At 67.1% G+C, this 22,185-nt stretch carries 22 protein-coding genes and 2 tRNA genes; 20 read left to right on the forward strand and 4 right to left on the reverse strand.

Annotated features, from left to right (window positions below):
* Window positions 1–18 precede the first annotated feature (18 nt).
* The 7 genes from ACFV4R_RS02530 to ACFV4R_RS02560 all read left to right on the forward strand — a co-directional run bounded on the left by ACFV4R_RS02530 (window position 19) and on the right by ACFV4R_RS02560 (window position 4,735).
* Window positions 19–1,398 carry a glutamate-5-semialdehyde dehydrogenase gene (locus tag ACFV4R_RS02530; protein ID WP_377202119.1) on the forward strand — a complete coding sequence of 460 codons (1,380 nt, stop codon included), beginning with the start codon at window positions 19–21 and terminating at the stop codon, window positions 1,396–1,398.
* A gap of 79 nt (window positions 1,399–1,477) precedes the next feature.
* Window positions 1,478–1,717: a hypothetical protein gene (locus ACFV4R_RS02535; RefSeq protein ID WP_377202118.1), complete on the forward strand. Its 240-nt coding sequence runs from the start codon at window positions 1,478–1,480 to the stop codon at window positions 1,715–1,717.
* A 13-nt stretch (window positions 1,718–1,730) separates the two neighbouring features.
* Window positions 1,731–2,381: a nicotinate-nucleotide adenylyltransferase gene (gene nadD, locus ACFV4R_RS02540; protein WP_268157358.1), complete on the forward strand. Its 651-nt coding sequence runs from the start codon at window positions 1,731–1,733 to the stop codon at window positions 2,379–2,381.
* 7 nt (window positions 2,382–2,388) lie between these two features.
* The gene (locus ACFV4R_RS02545; protein ID WP_377202117.1) at window positions 2,389–3,837 is read left to right on the forward strand and encodes a hypothetical protein; all 1,449 of its coding nucleotides are present in this window, start codon (window positions 2,389–2,391) and stop codon (window positions 3,835–3,837) included.
* A 37-nt stretch (window positions 3,838–3,874) separates the two neighbouring features.
* The gene (gene rsfS, locus ACFV4R_RS02550) at window positions 3,875–4,264 is read left to right on the forward strand and encodes a ribosome silencing factor (RefSeq protein ID WP_091720725.1); all 390 of its coding nucleotides are present in this window, start codon (window positions 3,875–3,877) and stop codon (window positions 4,262–4,264) included.
* A gap of 114 nt (window positions 4,265–4,378) precedes the next feature.
* Window positions 4,379–4,451: transfer RNA gene (locus tag ACFV4R_RS02555), tRNA-Ala, on the forward strand.
* Window positions 4,452–4,662: 211 nt separating this feature from the next.
* Window positions 4,663–4,735: transfer RNA gene (locus tag ACFV4R_RS02560), tRNA-Ala, on the forward strand.
* A gap of 57 nt (window positions 4,736–4,792) precedes the next feature.
* On the opposite strand, the gene ACFV4R_RS02565 is transcribed toward ACFV4R_RS02560, so the two are convergent.
* A complete protein-coding gene (locus ACFV4R_RS02565) occupies window positions 4,793–6,160 on the reverse strand; it encodes a class I SAM-dependent methyltransferase (RefSeq protein WP_377202116.1) in 1,368 nt (455 codons plus the stop codon).
* A gap of 80 nt (window positions 6,161–6,240) precedes the next feature.
* On the opposite strand from ACFV4R_RS02565, the gene ACFV4R_RS02570 reads away from it, so the two are divergent.
* The 3 genes from ACFV4R_RS02570 (at window position 6,241) to ACFV4R_RS02580 (ending at window position 9,937) form a co-directional block, all read left to right on the forward strand.
* Complete coding sequence (locus tag ACFV4R_RS02570) at window positions 6,241–7,323, forward strand: FAD-dependent oxidoreductase (RefSeq protein ID WP_377202115.1); 1,083 nt, start codon at window positions 6,241–6,243, stop codon at window positions 7,321–7,323.
* Between the two features lie 74 nt (window positions 7,324–7,397).
* On the forward strand, window positions 7,398–8,570 hold the full coding sequence (locus ACFV4R_RS02575) for a class I SAM-dependent methyltransferase (protein ID WP_377202280.1): 1,173 nt from the start codon (window positions 7,398–7,400) through the stop codon (window positions 8,568–8,570).
* Window positions 8,571–8,734: 164 nt separating this feature from the next.
* Window positions 8,735–9,937, forward strand: coding sequence for an ROK family transcriptional regulator (locus tag ACFV4R_RS02580; protein WP_377202114.1), 1,203 nt, complete (start codon window positions 8,735–8,737; stop codon window positions 9,935–9,937).
* Window positions 9,938–9,967: 30 nt separating this feature from the next.
* Here the strand turns inward: ACFV4R_RS02580 and ACFV4R_RS02585 are convergent, their stop codons facing one another.
* Window positions 9,968–10,171: a hypothetical protein gene (locus tag ACFV4R_RS02585; RefSeq protein ID WP_015937318.1), complete on the reverse strand. Its 204-nt coding sequence runs from the start codon at window positions 10,169–10,171 to the stop codon at window positions 9,968–9,970.
* Window positions 10,172–10,321: 150 nt separating this feature from the next.
* On the opposite strand from ACFV4R_RS02585, the gene ACFV4R_RS02590 reads away from it, so the two are divergent.
* From ACFV4R_RS02590 to ACFV4R_RS02620, 7 genes are all read left to right on the forward strand, one after another.
* Entirely contained in the window at window positions 10,322–11,329 is a 1,008-nt protein-coding gene (locus tag ACFV4R_RS02590) for an AAA family ATPase (RefSeq protein WP_377202113.1), read from the forward strand.
* Between the two features lie 10 nt (window positions 11,330–11,339).
* Window positions 11,340–12,233 (forward strand): DUF58 domain-containing protein, encoded by an 894-nt coding sequence (locus ACFV4R_RS02595; RefSeq protein WP_377202112.1) that lies wholly within the window; start codon window positions 11,340–11,342, stop codon window positions 12,231–12,233.
* The gene (locus ACFV4R_RS02600; protein ID WP_377202111.1) at window positions 12,223–12,693 is read left to right on the forward strand and encodes a hypothetical protein; all 471 of its coding nucleotides are present in this window, start codon (window positions 12,223–12,225) and stop codon (window positions 12,691–12,693) included. Before ACFV4R_RS02595 ends, ACFV4R_RS02600 begins: the two co-directional genes overlap by 11 nt.
* Window positions 12,684–13,694 (forward strand): VWA domain-containing protein, encoded by a 1,011-nt coding sequence (locus ACFV4R_RS02605; RefSeq protein WP_377202110.1) that lies wholly within the window; start codon window positions 12,684–12,686, stop codon window positions 13,692–13,694. The genes ACFV4R_RS02600 and ACFV4R_RS02605 overlap by 10 nt, the downstream gene beginning before the upstream one ends.
* The gene (locus ACFV4R_RS02610) at window positions 13,691–14,641 is read left to right on the forward strand and encodes a VWA domain-containing protein (RefSeq protein WP_377202109.1); all 951 of its coding nucleotides are present in this window, start codon (window positions 13,691–13,693) and stop codon (window positions 14,639–14,641) included. Before ACFV4R_RS02605 ends, ACFV4R_RS02610 begins: the two co-directional genes overlap by 4 nt.
* Window positions 14,638–15,492 carry a hypothetical protein gene (locus tag ACFV4R_RS02615; RefSeq protein WP_377202108.1) on the forward strand — a complete coding sequence of 285 codons (855 nt, stop codon included), beginning with the start codon at window positions 14,638–14,640 and terminating at the stop codon, window positions 15,490–15,492. Before ACFV4R_RS02610 ends, ACFV4R_RS02615 begins: the two co-directional genes overlap by 4 nt.
* A 343-nt stretch (window positions 15,493–15,835) precedes the next feature.
* Window positions 15,836–16,798, forward strand: coding sequence for a methylenetetrahydrofolate reductase (locus ACFV4R_RS02620; protein WP_377202107.1), 963 nt, complete (start codon window positions 15,836–15,838; stop codon window positions 16,796–16,798).
* Window positions 16,799–16,858: 60 nt separating this feature from the next.
* On the opposite strand, the gene ACFV4R_RS02625 is transcribed toward ACFV4R_RS02620, so the two are convergent.
* Together ACFV4R_RS02625 and ACFV4R_RS02630 are read right to left on the reverse strand one after the other, a co-directional pair.
* Complete coding sequence (locus ACFV4R_RS02625) at window positions 16,859–17,365, reverse strand: DUF2004 domain-containing protein (protein WP_015937310.1); 507 nt, start codon at window positions 17,363–17,365, stop codon at window positions 16,859–16,861.
* Window positions 17,366–17,410: 45 nt separating this feature from the next.
* Window positions 17,411–18,328, reverse strand: coding sequence for a LysR family transcriptional regulator (locus ACFV4R_RS02630; protein WP_377202106.1), 918 nt, complete (start codon window positions 18,326–18,328; stop codon window positions 17,411–17,413).
* Window positions 18,329–18,477: 149 nt separating this feature from the next.
* Between ACFV4R_RS02630 and ACFV4R_RS02635 the strand changes: the two genes are divergently transcribed.
* From ACFV4R_RS02635 to ACFV4R_RS02645, 3 genes are read left to right on the forward strand one after another with little or no spacing between them, the layout of a single operon-like run.
* Complete coding sequence (locus ACFV4R_RS02635) at window positions 18,478–19,875, forward strand: NAD(P)/FAD-dependent oxidoreductase (protein WP_377202105.1); 1,398 nt, start codon at window positions 18,478–18,480, stop codon at window positions 19,873–19,875.
* Between the two features lie 14 nt (window positions 19,876–19,889).
* Window positions 19,890–20,654: a DUF1365 domain-containing protein gene (locus tag ACFV4R_RS02640; protein WP_377202104.1), complete on the forward strand. Its 765-nt coding sequence runs from the start codon at window positions 19,890–19,892 to the stop codon at window positions 20,652–20,654.
* Window positions 20,651–22,021 (forward strand): class I SAM-dependent methyltransferase, encoded by a 1,371-nt coding sequence (locus ACFV4R_RS02645; protein ID WP_377202103.1) that lies wholly within the window; start codon window positions 20,651–20,653, stop codon window positions 22,019–22,021. The genes ACFV4R_RS02640 and ACFV4R_RS02645 overlap by 4 nt, the downstream gene beginning before the upstream one ends.
* Window positions 22,022–22,185: the final 164 nt, after the last annotated feature.

Below are 22,185 nucleotides of genomic sequence, written 5' to 3' on the forward strand. Positions count from 1 at the left end.
CTCGCCTAAACTTGAACCATGACTGAGGCCCTGATCCACACGACTGCCGACAACCCCGCAGACACCGCCGCCGCGACCACCCCGCAGCAGCAGGCCCCCTCAGCAGCTCCTGACCCGGCCGACGCTCCGCTCACCGACGCCGGGATCGAATCCGCGGTACACGCCATTGCCGACCGCAGCCGCCACGCCGCCCGACGCATGGCCATGGCCAACCGGGCCTCGAAGGACCGCGGCCTGCGCGCCGTGGGGGCGGCACTGCAGGCGAACGCGCGCGCCATTCTCGACGCCAACGCGCGCGACGTCGCCAACGGCAAAGCCAACGGTACGTCCGCAGCGCTGCTGGACAGGCTGACCCTCACCGACGCCCGCATCGACGGCCTGGTTGCCGCCCTGGAGAACCTCGCCAACCTGCCGGACCCCGTAGGCAACGTGGTCCGCGGCCAGACCCTTCCGAACGGACTGCGCCTGCGCCAGGTCAACGTTCCCATGGGAGTCGTGGCGGCTATTTACGAAGCCAGGCCCAACGTCACCGTGGACATCGCAGGACTTGCACTCAAGAGCGGCAACGCCGTGATCCTCCGCGGCGGCAGCGCAGCGGAGTCAACCAACGAAGTCCTGGTCCGGGTGCTGCGCGAAGCCCTGGAGTCCGTGGGACTGCCCGCCGACGCCGTCCAAACAGTGGACCAGTACGGCCGTGCGGGCGCCAACGTCCTGATGCGTGCCCGCGGCAGGGTGGACGTCCTGATTCCGCGCGGTGGCCGCGACCTCATCCAGTCGGTAGTGACCAACTCTGCCGTGCCGGTCATCGAAACGGGCGAAGGCAACGTCCACATCTTCATCGACGAATCGGCCAACGAGGACATGGCGGTGGAGATCCTCCTCAACGCCAAGACACAGCGGCCCAGCGTCTGCAACACCGTGGAAACCCTCCTGGTTCACTCCGGGTCCTCCGTCCTCCCCGCTGTGGCCACAGCGCTCAGCAAGGCCGGCGTCCGCCTGCATGCCGATGAACGCATCCGCGCGGCCCTGCCGGCCTCGGTAGCTGCCGATGCCGCCACGGATGAGGACTGGGGCACGGAGTACATGGACCTTGACCTTGCCGTGGCGATGGTGGACAGCCTGGATGACGCCGTCCGCCACATCCGAAAGTGGTCCACGGGCCACACGGAGGCCATCCTTACCAACGACCTCGCCAACGCAGAACGGTTCATCGCCGAGGTGGACTCGGCTGCGGTGATCGTCAACGCTTCCACCCGGTTTACCGATGGCGGGGAGCTCGGGCTCGGCGCCGAGGTGGGCATTTCCACCCAGAAGCTGCACGCCCGCGGGCCCATGGGGCTCACCGAGCTCACCACCACCAAGTGGATCGTCCAAGGCGAAGGCCAGGTCCGCGGGTAGCAACGCGGTAACATAGACCAGACGCCAAAAAGCAGCGGAAAAGTCCGCTGCCCCAAAATACTTGAACCTAGGGGAGAACATGCTGTTCCAGCAGATCGCCACGACCATCGCCGCAGCAGGCGAAGCAGAACACGAGGAACTCGCGCCGCTGTGGGCTGAGCCGTGGGTCTTCGGCATCGTCATGTTTGCGATCCTCATGGTCATGATGTTCATCACGCTGTCCTACAACAACCTAGGCAACCGCCACACCGCCACCGAGGAGCACGCGGACCCGCACCGCCAGCACCCGAACAAGCACGATCACGGGCAGGGCCACTAACATTTCCCGCACTTTGCGCCGGAGCAGTGACAAGGGCCGGATCCGGCTGGGCGTGATGGGCGGGACGTTTGATCCCATCCATCACGGCCACCTTGTTGCCGCCAGTGAGGTGGCTGCCGAATTTGACCTGGACGAAGTGGTTTTCGTCCCGACCGGACAGCCATGGCAGAAGTCCCATAAACGGGTGACCGAGCCGGAACACCGCTACCTCATGACAGTCATCGCCACCGCCTCCAATCCGCGGTTCACGGTGAGCCGGGTGGATGTGGACCGGCCCGGCCCCACGTACACCATCGATACCCTGCGCGACCTTCGCGCGCAGCGGCCGGACGCAGACCTGTTCTTCATCACCGGCGCAGACGCCCTCGCGCAGATCCTGTCCTGGAAGGACATCGACGAATTGTGGTCCCTGGCCCATTTCGTTGGAGTTACCCGTCCGGGCCACGTCCTTGACGGGATGGGCCGCGACGACGTCAGCCTCCTCGAAGTGCCGGCCATGGCCATCTCTTCCACGGACTGCCGCACCCGGGTAGCGGGGAACGATCCCGTTTGGTACCTGGTACCTGATGGCGTGGTGCAGTACATCGCGAAGTATGGCCTGTACGCCCCGGCAGCCGGGGACGATCAATCTTCCGAAGCACGCGAACGAGCCAGCACTGAATGAGTTCTCCATGAGCCAGGAACAGCCCCCCATCCGCAGCCGCCGGGAACTCCGGAAGGCGCGGGACGCCGCCCAGGAGTCGGCCGCCCCCACGGGTCAGGACCTCCTTTCGCCTGCCACAAAACCGTCGCCCTCCGCGCCGGACGGGACAGGTGGGAAGCCCCAACAGCCCGTGGCCGCCGCTGCGCCTGCGCCCGCCAAACCTGTTGCCGCGAAGCCTGCCGCCGCTCCGGACCAGGACCAGCAGCCCGTGGACCAGCCCGCCGCGGTGCCGGCGCACACACAACGGTCCTCGCAAATCCGTGCCAGGGACAGGGCAGCCCTGCGCACCATCAAGGATCTGGAGGAAAAGGAAGGCCAGCTTGCCGCCGGCGGTCCTCCCACCCGCCGTCAGCTCCGCCTGCAGCAGCTCAAGGAGCAGGCCCTCACCTCGGCCAACCCGATCGTTCCACCCGCCGCCACTGCGCCTGGTGTCCCGTCGAAGGCGCCTGCCCGGCCGGGACCCGTCGTCGACAGTAAAGCTGCACCCTCCGCCGGGGGAGAGGGCAAGGCACCGGCGGCGCCGGGTGCGCCTTCCGTCGCTCCAGCCCCGAAGGCTGCCGGCGTTCCTTCCGGCCCCGCAGGGATGACAGTGGAACAGGCGCTTGCTGCCCGTTCCCTGATTGCCGAGCAGGCCAAGAACCAGATCGCCAAGATGGAGCACATCGCCTCCATGGATCCGGAGGCGGTGGATCCCGGGATCCTTGCCGAGCAGATCGCCCTGGCGGAACGTGCGGCAGTGCTGAACCGGCGTGCGATGGCCCGGCAGAAACTCGCGGAGCAGGCCGGCGGAGCTGCTGCCCCCGGCGAGAGCCAGACTGCGGACGCCTCAACGACGCCGGCCCAGCCCAAGGCCGCGCACTTCGGGAACCCGGCGCCCAAGGCGGCATCGCCTATGGCTTCCCAGCCGAAGGCAAGCCAGCCAGGGGCAAATCCGCCCAAGGACCGGCCGGGCCCGTCCACCACGAGCAACCTGGCCATGGTCACGCCGCTGGAATTCGTCCAGGTTCCCGGCCTGGACCGTCCCGTCATGAAGCCGCCGGCCACATCCCACGTTCCGGTCACCACCCGGCCGGGAACCAAGGTTCCTGCAGCCGGCGGCAAGAAGAAGCCTGCTGGCAGGACCGGCCGCACGGCCGAGCCGGTGTCCGGCCGGTCGCAGGTCATTGCGCGGGCCGAAGCGGCGGCCAAGGCGGCCACCCGGCCGAAGCCAGTTGTCTTCCCGGACAGCCAGGCCACCTTCGAGGACGTTCCGCGGGTCCCGGCCAGCTCGGCCTACGGGCTTGAACCCCTGGATGCAGCCACCGCCGGCCTGGGCCGCGCGAGGCGCAACCGCATCCTGCAGCTCTGCATCCTGGCCTTCGGTGTCGTGGCCCTGGTGTCCGGCGTCGTCCTTATCATCAGCGGCATTACCCCCTGACCTGCCGCACCCTGTTTTTCCATCAACGAGGAGTCCCGTGACTGCATCAGATACATCCATCACCATTGCCCGCGACGCCGCAAAGGCTGCCGCGGACAAGCTTGCCCATGACATTGTTGCCCTTGACGTGAGTGAGCGCCTGGCACTGGCCGACGTCTTCCTCATCGCATCGGCCCCCAGCGAGCGCCAGGTCAACGCGATCGTAGACGGGATCGAGGAAGAACTTGCCAAGCAGGACCTGCGGCCCGTCCGCCGCGAAGGCCGTTCCGGCGGCCGCTGGGTACTCCTGGACTACTCCGACATCGTCATCCACGTCCAGCACGAAGAGGACCGGGTCTTCTACGCGCTGGAGCGGCTCTGGAAGGACTGCCCCGTGGTGGACCTGCAGCTGGAAGACGCCGCTGCGGCTGCGTCCGAAAGCGAATAAACCCGCGCCGCTCCGGGGAGTATTCCCGATTTGGAATTCTTGGAACCGCTGATCTAAGATATTGGAGTTGCTTCGGGGAAACCCGAAAAAAGCTCTCAGGAGCGGCAGCAGTTCGGGGCTGTGGCGCAGCTGGTAGCGCACCTGCATGGCATGCAGGGGGTCAGGGGTTCGAGTCCCCTCAGCTCCACCGGACAATCCGCCGGAATCATCATGATTCCGGTGGATTTTTTTATGCGTTCGATGGGCCGGCGGGTTTCCGGAGGCCTGGCCGGAGGGGGCGCAAGCATCTGCCAGGGGACCCCGGCGGCCCGCTCGCTGGAGCGATTTGGTGCTGCGCGGAAAGTGCATTAAGCTGGTCAGGTTGCTCCGGGGAAACCGACCGGGACAGCAAATTTTCCGGGGCTGTGGCGCAGCTGGTAGCGCACCTGCATGGCATGCAGGGGGTCAGGGGTTCGAGTCCCCTCAGCTCCACGGAAAAAAGGGAACCATCACTTGTGATGGTTCCCTTTTACGTTTCCGGCGGTGGCGTCACATCCACGCCGTGCGGCGAAGCGGAGGCTCGGCGCCGCCCGGGCGTTGCACCAGGACCTGGTTCACCCCGGTAAGGCCATTTTCAAAGCCTATGGCACTCGAGGCCATGTACAGCCGCCAGATCCGTGCCCGGCCAACGCTGGCCAGGGCAACAGCCTGGTCCCAGTTCTCCTCCAGCCGCCGCACCCACGCACGCAGCGTCAGGGCATAATGCTGCCGCAACGCCTCAACATCAAGGACCTCAAACCCGGCTCCCTCGAGAGCCACCACCATCTCACCCAGGCTGATCATCTCCCCGTCCGGAAACACATACCGGGGAATGAACGAGTCCGGGTCCGGATCGGTGGGGCCGGCATTCCAGGAAATGGCGTGGTTAAGGAGCCGCCCGCCGGGGCGGAGCAGTGAATACAGGGAGGAGGCGTAGCCGGGTGTTTGCTCACGGCCCACGTGCTCGGACATTCCAATCGAGCTGATCGCGTCGAACGGCCCGTCCGCCACATCCCGGTAATCCTGGACCCGGATCTCCACCTTCTCCGTAAGCCCCGCCTCGGCTGCCCGCTTGCGTGCCAGGTTGGCCTGTTCCGAAGACAACGTCACGCCCAGCACGGTGACGCCGTATTTTCCCGCCGCATGCAGGGCAAAGCTGCCCCAGCCGCAGCCCACATCCAGCACGCGCATTCCGGGCTTCAGGCCCAGCTTCCGGCACACCAGATCCAGCTTGGCTTCCTGTGCGGCGTCCAGGCCGTCGGCGCCGGTTCGGCGGCCACCAGTGCTGCTCTCTCTGGTGCTGCCCTCCCTGGCTTCACCAGGCGCCTCAGGCCAGACCGCGCAGGAGTAGACCATGGAGTTGCCCAGGACCAGGGCGTAAAAGTCGTTGCCGACGTCGTAATGGTGGGAGATGGCCGCGGCGTCACGGTGGCGGGAGTGCAACCGGCCTCTGCGGGCCACGCGGGCCTCCTCGGGCGGAGGCGCCGGGTTGGGTCCCACAGCGCCCAGCCGTACGGCCGTAGCCGCGAGCGTCCACAGCTCAGCAAGCGTCGGCCGGCGGAACGGTCCCGGCTCGGCAAACTTGCCCGCCGAACTCAGGGCCGTGAAAGCGGCGAAAACGTCGCCCGGCGCGTCGAGCTCCCCGGCCACATAAGCCCGGCTGAGTCCCAGCTGGCCCGGCGACCACAGGATCCGCCGCAGCGCCCGACGCGACCGAAACTCCAGGACGGGAGCATCCGGGGGTCCTGCTTCGGAACCATCCCAGGCTTTCAGCCGCAAGGGCACATCAGGTGTGCCCAGAACAATGGCCAAAGCCTTCGCCAGCCTGGCCGCACTGCTCCTGCCGGTGTCCGCTGCGCTGCGTGCTCTTCCTGCCATCATCGTCCTCCGGTATCGCTGGCCGGGCCTCTATGGGCCAACCCTAAGGCCAGCACATCCCGCCCGGCTATCATGGGGGAGTGATTGCTGCCCAAACCGATGTCGTAGTGATCGGTGCGGGGCAAGCCGGACTCTCCGCCGCCTTCCACCTGCAGCGCCGGGGGCTCGCATACGAGATGTTCGACGCCGAGGCCGGGCCCGGCGGCGCATGGCGCCACCGCTGGAAGAGCCTCCGCATGGGCACAGTCAACGGAATCAGCGATCTGCCGGACATCGCCAAGCCCGCAGTGGATCCCCGCGAACCCAGTTCCGAATTCCTCACCCGCTACTTCGGGGACTACGAGCAGGAACTGGGCCTGACGGTCCGCAGGCCGGTCAAGGTCTCATCAGTCAGCCGCGAAGACGATGACCCGGCAGGCCGGCTTCGCGTGCGCACCTCTAGCGGGGACTGGAGCGCCAAGGCACTCATCAATGCCACAGGCACCTGGACCAGGCCGTTCTGGCCCATCTACCCGGGGCGGAACAGCTTCCGTGGCAGGCAGTTGCACGTGGCGGATTATGTCTCCGCCACCGAATTTGTTGGCAAGCACGTCATTGTGGTGGGCGGGGGAATCTCGGCTGTCGGCCTCCTCGACGAAATCTCCCAGGTCACCACCACCAGCTGGTTCACCCGCCGCGAGCCGGTCTGGCGCGCCGACGAATTTGACGCCCGCGCCGGGCACGACGCCGTGGCACTCGTCGAGGAGCAGGTCCGGAAAGGCCTGCCGCCGCAGAGCGTGGTGTCAGTGACCGGGCTTATCAGGACGCCGGCGCTCCGGGCCGCTGCGGCACGCGGCGCCCTCGACAGGCAGCCCATGTTCACCGCGATCGAGCCCGGCGGAGTCCGGCTGGCGGACGGCGGATTCCTTGCGGCGGACGTGATCCTGTGGGCCACCGGGTTCCGGGCAGAGCTGGAACACCTGGCTCCGCTGCACCTTCGCGGGCCGGGCGGCGGAATCGCCATGCACGGAACCCGGGTGGCAGCCGAGCCGCGCGTCCACCTGGTGGGCTACGGCCCGTCGTCGTCCACCATCGGCGCCAACCGGGCCGGCCGGGCGGCAGTGGCGGAGATCCTCAAGCTGCCCGGATTAGCCCCGTCCCCGGAGCCGGCACCTTGGGGCTGACCCGGAGGGAATGGAGCACGGCCAATTCACGGGTGGAGGACACCCGGCAGCTAACGAACAACGGCAGGGAACACGTGGTGACAGACAGTTTTGACCGGATCTTCGGGATCCTCCGCCGGCACCCGGACGTGGAAGCGCCCAACCTGCAGGCATGGGACGCCACGGACAGGCTCCTCCTGGAAACTGCCGCAGCTTCGGCACGTCCCGGCAGCGCTGTCGCCATCATCGGCGACCGCTACGGTGCCCTCACGCTGGGTGCCCTGGACCTGCTGGCACCTGCCACGCTTCGCGTGCACCAGGACCTGGTCACCGGAGAACGGGCGCTGCAGCAAAACGCCGTCGCATGGCAAGCGGAAAAGGAAACGGACGACGCCGGCAGCGGCCGGGTGCCGGCGTTCCGCCAGTTGCCGCTCGGCGCCGAACTCCTCACCGGAGCAGAGGTGGTGCTGCTGCAGTTGCCGAAAACCCTGGCCGAGTTGGAGGAAGTGGCTGCCGCGGTTGCCCGGCACGCGGCGCCCGGGGCGATGCTGCTCGCCGGCGGGCGGGTGAAACACATGTCGCTCGGCATGAACGGCGTCCTCGAACGGTATTTCGACTCGGTCCAGCCTCAGCTCGCCCGGCAAAAGTCCCGCGTCATTGTGGCTTCCCACGCGAAGGAGGGCCAGCCGCCAACGTCCTTTCCCGTCGTCGTGCACCTCGACGAACTCGGCCTGGATGTGGCAGCCCACGGAGCCGTGTTCGCCGGCCCCAAACTGGATATCGGCACCCGGTTCCTGCTGACCTTCCTTCCGGCCATGAAACCGGCCCGGCATGCGGTGGACCTTGGCTGCGGGACAGGAATCCTCGCCGCCATGTACGCCAGGAAATACCCGGAGGCGCAGGTGACCGCCACGGACCAGTCGGCCGCGGCTGTTGCCTCGGCACTTGCCACCGCCCGGGCAAACGGGCTCGGCGAGCGGATCAGCGCGCTGCAGGATGATGCCCTGGGCACCATGCCCGACGCCAGCGCGGACCTGGTCCTGCTGAATCCGCCGTTCCACGTCGGTGCAGGGGTCCACGCGGGGGCGGGCCTGAAGCTGATTGATGCGGCCGGGCGTGTCCTTGCTCCCGGCGGTGAACTCTGGACCGTCTACAACAGGCACCTCCCCTACCTTCCTGCCCTGGAGCGGGAGGTGGGGCCCACCACTGTGGAAGGAAACAACCCCAAATTCACTGTCACGCGCAGTGTCCGGCGGCCCGCCAGATAGCCACGGACCGCCGCCACGCCGGGCAGCCAACCCGGCTATGTGTCTGTGACCACGCGTAACGTACGATTCAAGCAGCACCACAACTACGTGGCCCAAGACGTTTAGGGGTAACCGTGTCTGAAATCCGCCAATCCTCACCGAGGCGCGGAACCAACCTGCCACGGATGGGGGATTTCAACCTCACAGTCATCCTCGACGCCATCCGCCGGACCTCGGGCGGACTCAGCCGGGTTGAACTGGCCCAGATCGTCGGATTGTCCCCGCAGACCATCTCCAACATCTCCCGACGCCTGCTGGACCAGAACCTGATTGTCGAAGCAGGCAAGGAAGGCAGCGGCCCGGGTAAACCCCGGACCATCCTCCGCCTCAACCCCAAGGGCATGTACGCCGTTGGCGTCCATCTCGACCCCGCCGTGACCACCTTCGTCGTGATGGACCTGGTGGGATCAGTGGTCCAGCACGCGAGGATCGACACTCCCGGCGGCAACGATCCGTCAGCCGTCATTGCCACCATCGCCGCCCAGGTTGCCCGGGTAGTGGAGGAGTCCGGTGTCGACCGGGACCGGATCGCCGGACTCGGCGTGGCGGCGCCCGGCCCCATCGACCTGGACAACGGAACCGTGGTGGACCCGCCGCTGCTTCCGGGGTGGGACCGGGTGGAGCTGCGCAACGCCCTGTCCGAGGCCACCGGATACTCCGTCCTGGTGGACAAGGACGTCACCAGCGCCGCCGTGGCCGAAACCTGGGCCGGCGGTCCGAGCGGGGCCGGCAGCTTCGTCTTCATGTACATGGGCACCGGCATCGGCTGCGGCATTGTGCTCAATGACGAAGTCATCCGCGGCACGTCTGGCAACGCCGGGGAAATCGGCCACATCATGGTGGATCCGGATGGACCCCCGTGCGATTGCGGGCTGCGCGGCTGTGTTAAATCGTCCTGCATCCCGCAGGTCCTGGTGGCCGAGGCGGAGGCCGCAGGCATCCTCAACGGCACCCGGCCCGGCAACAGCGGCGCGGAGGTCCAGCAGAGCTTCGCGAGGCTGTGTGAACTGGCCGACGCCGGTGACGAACGCGCCATGGCCATCATCGACAAATCTGCCACGCTTGTGGCCCGCGCCATTTCCGTGGTGACCAATACGCTGGACGTGGAACGGGTAGTGTTCGGCGGACCCTTCTGGAGCGGCATGGCGGACCGGTTCCTGGCCAAGGTGCCCCAGCTGCTCGAAGCAAACAGCGCCGCCCGGCTCATCCATCCCATCGAAGTAGTCGGCACAGGCGTGGGCGAAGACGTGGGTGCGATCGGCGCAGCGTCACTTGTCCTCGAACACACCCTGGCGCCCCGGGCGCAGCGGCTCCTGCTGGAAAGCTAGGGGCGCCGTGTACGGCCGGTTCAGCCCGCTTCAGTCGATGTCTTCGAACACCACACCGAACGGCAGGGTGTCATCCACATGCGCCTGGTGGCCGGTGGATCCGGGGTTGTAGGTGACCCGGACGCCGTGGAGCTTGTCCGCTGCCGACTGCTGCAGGACAGGCTTTACCGTGCTGATGAACAGCTCGCTTTTGTCGGAAAGAAATTCCTTGTAACTGGCTGGAAGCTCGCTCATGGCAAAAGGATAGACCTGCGTGCCCTGGATGGGGAGGGGTCCCCATCGGGCTGTCTTACCGGGACGTGGCGCACCGGATGTGGATAGGATTGCTGGCGGAGCGCAGCGGGCAGGCCCGCCGCGCCACGAACATCCACCAGGGGGAATCCAGTGCTTCAAACCAGCGCGTCCGCGAGAATCGAACCGGCCGAACTGGCCCGGGCGCAGCAGGTGGTGGCCGGCATTTCCCGCAGCTTCGAGGCCAAGGTGGTGGGCCAGGCCAGGCTCCGCGAATCCCTGCTGGTTGGCCTGCTGACCGGCGGCCACGTCCTGCTCGAAAGCGTCCCTGGGCTGGCCAAAACAACTGCAGCCCAAACCGTGGCGGAGGCGGTCAGCGCAGGATTCCGCCGCATCCAGTGCACCCCGGACCTCCTGCCCAGCGACATCGTGGGAACGCAGATCTACGACGCCGCCAAGGGCACCTTCGTCACGCAGCTTGGCCCGGTCCACGCCAATATCGTGCTGCTGGACGAGATCAACCGCTCCAGCGCCAAAACCCAGAGCGCCATGCTCGAAGCCATGCAGGAGCGGCAGACGTCCATCGGCGGCCAGGACTACAAACTGCCGTCCCCGTTCCTGGTGCTGGCCACGCAAAACCCCATCGAGCAGGAGGGCACCTACCAGTTGCCCGAAGCCCAGATGGACCGGTTCATGCTCAAGGACGTGCTGGACTATCCATCGCCCGCGGAAGAGGCAGAAATCATCAGGCGCATCGACGCCGGCGTTTTCAGCCCGGAGCAGGTCCCGGCCGCCGCCGTATCGCTGGACGCGGTCAGGGCTGCGCAGGACCTGGTCCGGCGCATCTACCTCGACCCCGCGATCGTCAACTACATCGTGGGACTGGTGTTCGTAACCCGCAACGCGGGCCAGTACATTGAACGGCGGCTGGCGGACTTCATCGAGTTCGGCGCCAGCCCACGTGCCAGCATCGCCTTCAGCCAAGCCGCCCGGGCCGTGGCCCTCCTGCACGGCCGCGACCACGTTATTCCTGAGGACGTCAAGGCTCTGGCGCACCGGGTGCTGCGCCACCGGATCATCCTCAACTTTGACGCCGTCGCGGAGCAGGTGCCGGTGGAAACGGTGATTGACGCCGTCGTAGCCGCCGTCCAGACCCCCTAAGGCTGCCGGGATGACCAGCCTCCTGCACAGGGTGAAATCGAAGATGGCCATCTTCGCCCACCGCAAAGCCCGGGGAATGCTCGACGGCGAGTACGGTTCAGTCTTCCGCGGACGCAGCCTCGACTTTGATGACCTGCGCGCCTACGTCCCCGGCGACGAAGTCCGCGATATCGACTGGAAAGCCTCGGCCCGGCACGGATCGCCGCTGATCCGCCGCTACGTCGCTGTCCGGCGGCAGACGGTCATCCTGGTCACCGACACCGGGCGGAACATGGCAGCTGTCTCGCGGTCAGGCGAAGTGAAAAAGGACATCGCCGTCATGGCCCTGGGCGTGGCAGGATACCTGGCCTACAGGCACGGCGACGTGGTGGGGCTGGTCAGCGGCGACTCTGCCGCCACCGGCACCATCCCCGCGAAGGCCGGCGAAGCCCACCTGGAACGGCTCCTCCGGCATATCGACTCCCGTGCGGGCCTGGATGCTGCCCCCAGCAGGATTGAGGACCAGCTGGACCACGTGGCGCGGACCATCAAAGGACGCAACCTCCTCTTCGTCGTCGCTGACGAAATCCCTGCGTCCCCTGCCCTGGAGCAACTCCTCCGCAGGCTCCGGGCCCAACACGAAATCCTCTGGCTCACCATCCGGGACGCGGATCTGGTGCCCTCCGGAGCCAGGCCCGGCGACGGTGCCGGGTACTTCAGTGTCAGCGACTCCGCTGTCCTCCCGATGCACCTTGCCGCCACAGAGGCCATTGCCGCCGCCTACGCCAATGCCGCGGCCGAGCGGGATGCGGGCCGCAACACTATGCTGCGGCGGGCCGGCATCACCGAGGGGACAGTGGACGGCAGCCAGGACGTAGTCAGTGCCCTCTTCGCACTCCTGGAAAGGCACCGCCGTGCAGGATGAGCCCGCCTTTTTCGGCCCCCTCCAGTACAGCCCGGCATGGATGTGGGCCGGCTTCGCCCTGATCGCGCTCGTGGCAGCGTGGTACGTCTTCGTTTTCGCCTCCACCCGTCCGCCACGCGCCGCGCCCGAAAACCAGCGGCCCGCCCAGCTGACCGACCTCGCCGCCCTCAAGGCCGCCTATATCCAGCGCATCAACGACGCTGAGCAGGACGCCGCGGCCGGAAGCACGGATGCCCGTGCGGCCCATCAGGACATCAGCCACCTGCTGCGCCGCTTCGTCCGCGACGCCTCAGGAGTGGACGCCCCGCGGATGACGCACGCCGACCTGGAACGGCATCCCCTGCCGGCGGCGGCCGCCGCCGTCGGAGCCATCTACCCGGGAGAATTCGGTCCTGAGCCGTTGCCGCCCGTATCGGCCACCGCGGCCACGGCCCGGGAGACGGTGCGGGCATGGAGCTGATGTTCTGGTGGCTGCTCCCTGGAGCAGCATTGGCGGCCGGTGCAGCAGCCTGGATCGCCGTGCGCCACCGGCAGGCGGACGTACGACGCCGTCCTGCCGCCCACAGCGACCGCCTCACCATGCTGCCCGAATACCAGGACGCCCTGCGCCGCCACCGCCGGTGGCTGGCCGTGGCAGGGCTTGCCTGCGCCGCGTTGCTGACATCGGCCGCCGTTGCAGCGGCGCGGCCCGTCCAGCTCACCACCACGGTGCCGGAGCAACGCAACCGGGACATCATGCTGTGCCTGGACGTTTCGGGCTCCATGAGCAGCGCCGACGCTGCCGTGGTGGAAGTCTTCGCCGAGCTGGCCCGGGAATTCGATGGTGAACGGATCGGGCTGACCGTCTTCGACAGCAGCGGCAGCCAGGTCTTCCCGCTGACGGACGACTACGGGTATGCCCGCGACCAGCTGCTGCTGGCACGCGATGCCTTCGACGGTAAACCGGGTAGCTCCGGTTTCCTGGACGGCACCTGGGGCGGACGCGGCTCCTCGCTCATCGGCGACGGGCTGGCCTCCTGCCTCAGCGGGTTCCCCCGTACCCAGGACAGTGACGCAGGCGCGGACGGCACGGCAGCGAAACGATCCCGGTCGGTGGTGCTTGCCACTGACAACTATGTATCCGGCAATCCGATCCTGACGCTTTCGCAGGCAGCGTCGCTGGCCAAGGACAGGACAGTTCGCGTGTACGCATTGAACCCGGGGGACCTGGACTACGGTCCCGATGCCGGGCAGCCGGGGGCTCAGCTCAGGAAGGCAGCGGAATCCACGGGGGGCTCCTACTACGCGTTGGACAACCCCGGGGCAGTGCCGGGAATCGTTGCCGCAGTGCAAGAAACGGAGGCCACCACTTTGAAAGGCGCCCCGAGGGCAGTGGTCTCAGACCAGCCGGCCCTTCCGCTGGGGGTGGCCGTCCTGTCCGGGATAACGCTCGGAGCCGCACTATGGAGGATGCGGCTATGAACCGGATCCGGTTGACGGGGCGGCGCCCCTGGCTGCGCCGCGGCGTGCTGGCAGTGTTCCTGGTGGCGGCGCTGTGCCGCCCTGCCCTGCCGGGGGGCACCTCGCAGGCAGCCACTACGGACCTGAACGTGTTCTTTGTAGTGGACACCACCACCAGCATGGTGGCCGAGGATTACGGGACCTCAGCTCCGCGGATGGATGGTGTCCGGCAGGACATCATGGCCATTGCCAAGGAACTGCCCGGGGCACGGTTCTCGCTGATTACCTTCGATACGAAAGCCTTTGTCCGGATGCCCCTGACCACTGACACCCTGGCACTGCAGACCGTGGTCACCGTCCTGGAGCCGCAGGTGACAGCCTTCGCCAAGGGCAGCAGCATCACGGCCGCCCGCCAGGTCCTTTCCAAGCGCCTCGACGCCGCGCGTGGGAGCCACCCGGAGCGCCCGCGGCTGGTCTACTACCTGGGCGACGGCGAGCAGACCAGCGGAAAGGAGCCGGAACGCTTCAACCTGGACGGCAGCCTGGTGGCCGGGGGAGCGGTACTGGGGTACGGCACCGCCGCCGGCGCACGCATGAAGGAAAACTCCGGTAATCCGGGTGAAGCTGCTGACGGGCCCTACGTGCGTGACGGTGCCGGGGCAGACGCCCTGTCCAGCATCGATGAGCCGCGGCTACAGGATGTGGCCGGGCAACTGGGCGTCCCATATGTGCACCGGCAAGCCGGAGACCCCGTTGGCCCCATGATGCAGGAGGCCCGTCCGGGCACCCTCGAGCGCAGCGGCGATTCCCTGGAAGGCCGGTCGGAGCTGTACTGGCTGTTTGCGGCGGGCGCCTTTGCGCTCGCCCTGCCGGATGCTGTGATGATCATCCGCCGGTACCGGGAGCTGCCCCGCGCAGCGTCCCCCGCCCCGGCCAAGGCAGTCGAACGGGGGGAGCGCGTCCCATGACCGCCACCAAACCCTTGCCACCCCGGGGCCCCCAGGGCCACACGGCGGAAACGGCACACGGGAGCCGGGCCAACGGGAAGGACCAACACCAGGGTCCTCAGCAGAGCCTTCGACGTCTGCGGAAACGACGCCTGCTGCTGGTGGGCTCGGCCGTGCCGGTCATCCTGGTACTCGGCATCGCCGCTAAGCTCCTGAGCCTGGGCGTCTTCGGTGGCCAGGCAGCGGCGGCATTCGACGCCAAGGATGCCCGCGCTGCCCGGGCCGCCGCCGGGTGGCTGCTGCCCCTCAATATTCCTGAGCCCCACAAGGCCCCGTTCGCCGCCGGGGACGCCGAAGTCCTCGGCGGGAACTTCGACGCCGCCCGGCAACGTTTCGCCGAAGCCCTGGACCTGGTTCCCGGAGCCGCCGCCGGGTCCGCCGATGCCTGCGTCATCAGGGTGAACCTCGTGCTGGCGACCGAACGCCTGGGCGACGACAAGCTGCGCGCGGAGGACCCGGCGTCGGCCGCAGCGCTTTTCTCCGACGCCCTGGACGTGGTCAAGGCTGCACCGGACGGATGCTTCGCCAGTCCCTCGGGGACAGGTGATGGTTCTGCGGGGGAGCGGCTGGACGAAGCCGGCGGACGCCTGGCCGGGAAACTGGAAGCCGCCGGGAAGGACGGTGACGCAGCACAGCAGCCCACCGAAGATCCAGGCCCCCTTGAAAAGGAAGCGGACTCTCCGCAGCAAAGCCAGCTGGAACAGCTTGAGGAGAGCGCACGGCAGTCGCAGCGCGAACGCAACACCGGACGGGAACGGGAGGACTACCTCAACGACACCGGGTACAACCAGGGCCCGGACCGGCCCTGGTAGGCGTGCGGACCCCGGTGGGGCAGCTGGAGCGAACAATCTTCAGCAGCGCGTCGAAACCGGGCGTAAGACTGCGTCTTAATTCGGGGGTGACTTGAACGGGCCGCCAGCCCGCTCATAGAGTCGTAGGCAAGTTACCTGGTAACGTGTCAGCGATCCTCCGTTCGGAGGGTGTGGGTGCCCCCATGTGGGCCTGACATTTGCTCACGGACAACTTCAACACAGGCGTAACAGTCCCGGCTGCGTCCCTGTGGAGTTCTTCCGTATTTCCCAAACTCAAATTCATTGCCGGTTCCCTGCAGCATCATCCGCGGGGAGCTCCAATGGCCCAAAGCCAAGGACGCAAATGTCACCGCCAAGCCCTATTGAGACACAGCCAAACCCCTCAGACGCCGCTCCGGTGGCGCTGTCCTACGAACTCTTCCCACCCCGTTCGCCGGCCGCTGCCGAAACGCTGTGGACCACCATCCGGGAACTGGAAACCACGGAACCGGACTACGTCTCTGTCACGTACGGTGCCAGCGGATCCAACCGGGACAACGCCATCGAGCTGATCGACCGGCTCCTCCTGGAAACCACCCTCCGGCCGCTGGCGCACCTCACCTGCGTGGGGAACACGCCGGAACAGCTTGCCGGCGTCATCGGCCAACTGCTGGACACCGGTGTCCGTGGGATCCTCGCCCTCCGCGGTGACTTTTCCAGCGACGCAAGCCAGCCGGTCAACGGCTCCCTGCGCTATGCCCAGGACCTGATCGATCTGATCCGCCGTGTGGAGCAGCGCCGGTCGGCCCTGCTGTGTGCGGGCAAGGTTGCGGTGGGCGTGGCGGCGTATCCCGCCCGCCACCCGGAATCACCCAGCGAGGAACACGACGTCGAAGTTCTGCTGGCCAAGCAGCGCTCCGGCGCCGACTTCGCCATCACCCAAGTGTTCTTCCATTCCTCGCAGTACCTGAACCTCCTCACCCGGGCACGCCGTGCCGGAGTGACCATCCCGATCATCCCGGGCGTCATGCCGTTCACCAGCCTTCGGCGCGTCAAGCGCCTGGGTGAACTCGCAGGCGTGGAACCGTCGGCGGAACTCACGGAGCGGCTGGCCGCGGCCGACACGGACACCGAGCGCCGCCGCGTCGGCGTCGATGCCACCGTGGACCTTGCCAACGCGGCATTGGACGCCGGCGCTCCCGGAATCCACCTCTACACGTTCAACGAGCACCAGAGCGCCCTCGAGGTGCTGGACAAGCTGGCCCTTCCACGCCACAGCCGCTCCGGCAGCCGCAGCATCGCCAACCGGGGACAGCTCGCCAGCTGAGCCGCTTCGCGGCGCTGCGTCACTTTCGCTTGATGGTGCCCCGCCGCCGTCGTGCTCTAATCAGGATTCCCAGACGATTTCGTCGTCCACCACGCCGTCCTCGTCGGCAGAGGCAACCAGCACCTCGTCCGTAAAGTGCTCGCCCAGCGTGAAGTCCAGGACAAAGTAGCGCTCGGGTTGCCCGGGGTAGATAGCGAGATGCCCCAGCTTCAGAGCCTTGAGGAAGACATCGTTGGTGAGCTGGCTGCGTTCCTCCACACCAAACACCTTCTGCAGGTGCTCGTCCTTGAGGGCGTTGCAGTGGAAGTGCAGGTACTCCTGCGGGCTGGTGCCTTCCTGGTCGAGTTCCTCGGCGATCATCTCGCGCACTTCATCGACGAGTTCAGGCAGGAAACGGAGCCGGTAGTCCACCTTGCGCAGGGCCGCTTCATCGAAGTGGTCGTGGGCAGTGACATTCAGGTCAATCTTGAGCGGGTGGCCACGCAGCTCATGCTTGGCGGCAAAGAGGTGATCCCTGCCGTGATTGAGCTCAATCTCGCCAAAATGCTGGCTGGCTACCTTGTTCATAGTTTCAACATAGCCCCCAAGGGCAGCGCATTCCAGCGTTCAGGCCTAATTCACCGCGGTGCGCATTCCGGCCAGTGTCTCCGCCAGCAGGTCGACAAACAACTGCACCCGGGCCGTTTTCCGGTCATTGATCAGGAGCGCAAAAACGTTGCGCGCAAGCCGGATTTCGGGGACGTCGAGTACCACGACGCCGGCGGGCTTGTTCCGCAGCGCCAGTTCGGGGACCAGCGCTGCACCCAGTCCGGCGGCCGCCATTTCCAGGCTGGCGTGGAAGTCGTCGCTGTGCGCCACGACGCGGGGATGGAGGTTGCAGCCGGCAAACAGCCGTTCGATCACCATCGCGTCGCTGGTGCCGGGGTGATGCATGATCCACGGCAGCTCGGACAGGTGTTCGGCCGCCACCCCGGCATCCGGCCGGAATCCCCAGTCACGCGGAAGGACCACCCGGAAGTCGTCATCGCCAATCCATTGCCTGTTAATGGTGGCCGGCCACGCCACCCCGGTCTGCCCCACCTGGAAAACCACGGCGAGGTCCAGGTCTCCGCCCGCGCGCAGCCCCTGGATGGTTTGTCCCGGCTCGGCCACCGAGACGCGGAGGTCAATGCCGAGGTTCTTCCAGGCCGGATTCTTGAGGATCCGGGGGAGGACATAGGTGGCAAGGCTGGGGAAGATGCCCAGCCGGAGTTCCTGGCTGGCGGCATCCTGGGTCTTCGACGCGGCGGCCATCAGGGCCTCGATGTCGGTGAGCACCTTGGCCGCATGCCGGGTCATGACGACGGCCGCCTCCGTGGGCACCACGCTGCGCGCCGAGCGCTGGAACAGTATGGTGCCCGTGTCCCGCTCCAGGGCAGACATCTGCTGGGACACCGCTGACGCCGTGTAGCCCAGGGTTGCCGCCGCTGCAGCAAATGAGCCCAGGCGGGTGACCTCCATCAGTGTCTTCAGGTGTACCGGATTGACCACCAGCCAACAGTACTCCGAGTGCCGTGCCCATAGGGTTGGACAGAAAGTTGGACAAGAAGCGCGGCAATCAGCCCATCCGCTTCGGGTCCGGCGCCGAATAGCCGTTTGTATAGCCGTCCAGCGGCAGATGTTCAGCAGAGGAGCATGGATTGTCACCTAACCCAGCAGCGAGTGGGGGCGAGAGGCGGCGCGTTGCCGTCATCGGCAGCGGAGTGGCAGGCCTGACCGCCGCCTACGTCCTCAACCGGCAGGACGACGTCACCTTGTTCGAGGCCGATTCCCGCCTGGGCGGGCACGCCCACACCCACGACATGCCCCAGCCGGACGGCTCCCTGATGGGCGTGGATACGGGGTTCATTGTCCACAACGAACGCACCTATCCCACCCTCCTGCGGCTGTTTGCCGAGCTTGGTGTCGAAACCCAGGACTCCGAGATGAGCATGTCCATCCGCTGCGACGGCTGCGGCCTGGAGTACGCGGGGGCCCGTGACGGAGCCCGCGGCATCATTGCCCGGCCGTCCAGCCTGCTGCGTGGACGCTATCTCTTGATGCTGCTGGAAGTCACCCGGTTCTACCGGAGGGCCCGCGCTCTGCTGAAGACTGCCCCGGCCTCTTCCGTCAGCGGCGACCCGAAGACGCCGGAACCTACGCTCGGAGAGTTCCTGGCCCGCGAAAACTTCAGCCAGTACTTCATTTCCCACTTCATGACGCCTGTGGTCAGCGCGGTGTGGTCGTGCGATCCGACCACCGCATTGAACTACCCCGCCCGCTACCTGTTCACCTTCCTTGGCCACCACGGACTGCTCGGCCTCAAGGGCTCGCCGCAGTGGCGGACGGTCACGGGCGGATCGGCGCGGTACGTGGAAAAGCTGGCGGCGACGCTGCCGGACGTCCGGCTCAACACGCCCGTTACCGCCATCCGGCGCCACGACTCGGGCGTGGAGCTCGCGGCCGGAGACACGCTGGAAGGCTTTGACGCCGTCGTGATTGCCACCCATCCGGCGCAGGCCCTCGGGTTCCTTGCCGACGCCACCCCGGAGGAGAAGGAAGCACTGGGCGGCATGCCCTATTCCGTGAACCAGACGGTCTTCCACCGCGACCCGGCCGTGCTGCCGTCCGCGGAGAACGCGAGGGCCTCGTGGAATTACCGTTTGCCGTCCTGTGATGCCCGGCCGGACAGGGTCCTGGTCAGTTACGACCTCACCCGCCTGCAGCGGCTTGAACCGCAGGACGGCCGCCCCTACCTTGTCAGCCTCGGCGAGTCCGATCTCATCGGCGATGGCACCGTGCTGGAGCGGATGGTGTACGAACACCCCCAGTACACGCCCGAATCGCTGAAGGCACAGGAAGCGATTTCGGCCCTGAGCGACAGCAAAGTTGCCTTTGCCGGCGCCTACCTCGGGTGGGGATTCCACGAAGACGGAGCCCTCGCAGGAGTCCGCGCCGCGGAGAAGCTGGGCCGCCAGTGGGCTCCCGTCCAGGCCGGCCCCACGGATGTTGCCGACGAGGGGGAGCGCGAGTTCGCCCAGGCGGCGGAACCCTCGTGAGCTACGGTGTAGCCATGAACGCGGGCACAGCCACCACCGATGGTGCCGCGGCACCTGCGGCGGCCATCTACCGGACCTCGATTTCACACGTTCGGCAAAGCCCGCTGAAGAACGCGTTCACCTACCGGAGCTACAGCTGGTTCGTCGACGTCGACCGGCTGCCCCGCGTCCCCGCCTGGCTGCGGCCGCTGGCGGGATTCCATGCCGGCGACCACCTTGGAAACCCGGAAGACAGCATCCGCTCAAACGTGGAACGCTACCTGCGGACCCAGGGCATAGAGCCCGACGGCGGCGCCATCCGGATGCTGACCAGCGCCCGGGTCTTCGGCTATGTCTTCAACCCGCTGTCCCTGTTCTGGTGCTACCGGAGCGATGGCGACCTCCAATGCGTCGTTGCCGAGGTCCACAACACGTACGGTGAGCGCCACTGCTACCTGCTCCGGACGGACTCGGCAGGCCGGGCCTCTGTACCCAAAGCGTTCTACGTCTCACCCTTCAACGACGTCGACGGGCAGTACCGGATGAAGCTGCCTGCGCCGGGGGAGCGGCTGGCGGTCTCGATCGTGCTGGAGCGCGAAGGCCAGCGGCCCTTCGTGGCCACCATGGACGGGCGGCGGCGTCCTGCTACCGCACGGAACATCATCGCCGCCGCCATCCAGGTCCCGGCCGCGCCGCTGCTGGTATCCGCCCTGATCAGGGTGCAGGGCATTAAACTCTGGGCAAGACGCCTGCCCGTCGTCACCAAGCCACACCACACCTCACAGGAGGCAGTTCAATGACAATGACGGACGACAACGGCACCGCCGCAGCCCACTCCAAGGCAGGCACACCGGGTGAGGGCAACGGCCCCGCCACCTGGACGCCCACCGGAGTGCCGGCATCGCCCGCCACCATCGATCCGGAGATCTGGCCGGGAGTTGCCCAGCCGCCGTCGGGAGCCAAAGCTGCCGTGGCCGGCAAGGCGGCAGGCCTGCTCTTCAAAGGGGCCGCCAAACGGCTTCCCCTCCGCGTGGCGTACCCGGACGGAACGGTGCTGGGCACGGGCGGTCCCGACGCGCCGGTGATGACGATGGTCCGTCCGGAAGCCTTCGAAGTCCGGATCGGTGACAACGGCCTGATCGGGCTCGGCGAATCCTTCATGGCCGGCGACTGGGAAGCCAGCGACCTCGCAGCCGTCCTGGAGGTCTTTGCTGCCTCCGTTGACAGCCTGATTCCCATGCCGCTGCAGAAGCTCCGGACGCTCTACCTGCCGCGCACGCCCCGGCAGGAACGGAACGCGGAGCAGAACACGCGAAGCAACATCTCACGGCACTACGACCTGTCCAACGAGCTGTTCGCCAACTTCCTTGACACCACCATGAGCTACTCGTCGGCGCTGTTCCCGTCAGGGGCGGGACCGCTGGACTCCGTGGACTTCGGCGTCCTGGCGGAGGCGCAGCAGGCGAAAATCGACAGGTTGCTGGACAAGGCCGGCGTTGGCGAGGGCACCAGGCTCCTGGAAATCGGCACCGGCTGGGGCGAACTTGCCCTGCGGGCCGCAGCCCGCGGCGCCACCGTCTACAGCGTGACGCTCTCCAGCGAGCAGCAGGCGCTGGCCCAGGCGCGCATCGCCGATGCCGGGTACGCGGACAAGGTGACCGTGGCACTGCAGGACTACCGCGCGGTGGAAGGCGAGTACGACGCCGTGGTGTCCGTGGAGATGATCGAGGCTGTGGGCTACGAGTACTGGCCCATCTACTTCCAGACCATCGACCGCGTCCTGGCTCCGGGCGGGAAGGTGGCCATCCAGGCGATCACCATGCCCCATGGCCGGATGCTGGCCACCCGCAACGCCTACACCTGGGTGCACAAGTACATCTTCCCGGGCGGGTTCCTGCCGTCAGTGCGGGCCATCGAAGGGGTTACGCAGCAGCACACCACCCTCCGCGTGCGGGAGCGCATGGGAATGGGTGACCACTACGCAGCCACCCTCCGCCTGTGGGAGGAGCGCTTCCTGACCAGGTCCGCCGAAGTGGACGGGCTGGGCTTCGATGCGGTGTTCCAGCGGATGTGGCTCTTCTACCTCTGCTATTCGCGTGCCGGGTTCCAGTCCGGCTACCTGGATGTCCAGCAGATCGTGCTGGACCGGCGGGAGGCGCAGCTCTAGCGCCACCTTCCCCGGGTGAAAGCTGGGGGGCGCACGACGCCGGCCTGCCGCCGTCGTGCGTTTGCTCACCCAAGGGGGTTCCGAAGGTCACTTCGGGACCCCCTTTTGGCTGTCCGGAACGGTCCCGCGGACGGCCGCGACACGCCGTCTTTTCCCCGACACGC

This window comes from Pseudarthrobacter sp. NPDC059871 (assembly GCF_042731175.1).
In the GTDB taxonomy this organism is placed as follows: domain Bacteria; phylum Actinomycetota; class Actinomycetes; order Actinomycetales; family Micrococcaceae; genus Arthrobacter.

Coding starts and splice junctions, on each gene's coding strand:
- ACFV4R_RS02640 (WP_377202104.1), top strand. CDS start 19,890: ATGAACGCGGGCACAGCCACCACCGATGGTGCCGCGGCACCTGCGGCG.
- ACFV4R_RS02535 (WP_377202118.1), top strand. CDS start 1,478: ATGCTGTTCCAGCAGATCGCCACGACCATCGCCGCAGCAGGCGAAGCA.
- ACFV4R_RS02605 (WP_377202110.1), top strand. CDS start 12,684: ATGGAGCTGATGTTCTGGTGGCTGCTCCCTGGAGCAGCATTGGCGGCC.
- ACFV4R_RS02615 (WP_377202108.1), top strand. CDS start 14,638: ATGACCGCCACCAAACCCTTGCCACCCCGGGGCCCCCAGGGCCACACG.
- ACFV4R_RS02620 (WP_377202107.1), top strand. CDS start 15,836: ATGTCACCGCCAAGCCCTATTGAGACACAGCCAAACCCCTCAGACGCC.
- ACFV4R_RS02545 (WP_377202117.1), top strand. CDS start 2,389: ATGAGCCAGGAACAGCCCCCCATCCGCAGCCGCCGGGAACTCCGGAAG.
- ACFV4R_RS02625 (WP_015937310.1), bottom strand. CDS start 17,365: ATGAACAAGGTAGCCAGCCAGCATTTTGGCGAGATTGAGCTCAATCAC.
- ACFV4R_RS02585 (WP_015937318.1), bottom strand. CDS start 10,171: ATGAGCGAGCTTCCAGCCAGTTACAAGGAATTTCTTTCCGACAAAAGC.
- ACFV4R_RS02580 (WP_377202114.1), top strand. CDS start 8,735: ATGGGGGATTTCAACCTCACAGTCATCCTCGACGCCATCCGCCGGACC.
- ACFV4R_RS02565 (WP_377202116.1), bottom strand. CDS start 6,160: ATGGCAGGAAGAGCACGCAGCGCAGCGGACACCGGCAGGAGCAGTGCG.
- ACFV4R_RS02645 (WP_377202103.1), top strand. CDS start 20,651: ATGACAATGACGGACGACAACGGCACCGCCGCAGCCCACTCCAAGGCA.
- ACFV4R_RS02530 (WP_377202119.1), top strand. CDS start 19: ATGACTGAGGCCCTGATCCACACGACTGCCGACAACCCCGCAGACACC.
- ACFV4R_RS02595 (WP_377202112.1), top strand. CDS start 11,340: ATGACCAGCCTCCTGCACAGGGTGAAATCGAAGATGGCCATCTTCGCC.
- ACFV4R_RS02610 (WP_377202109.1), top strand. CDS start 13,691: ATGAACCGGATCCGGTTGACGGGGCGGCGCCCCTGGCTGCGCCGCGGC.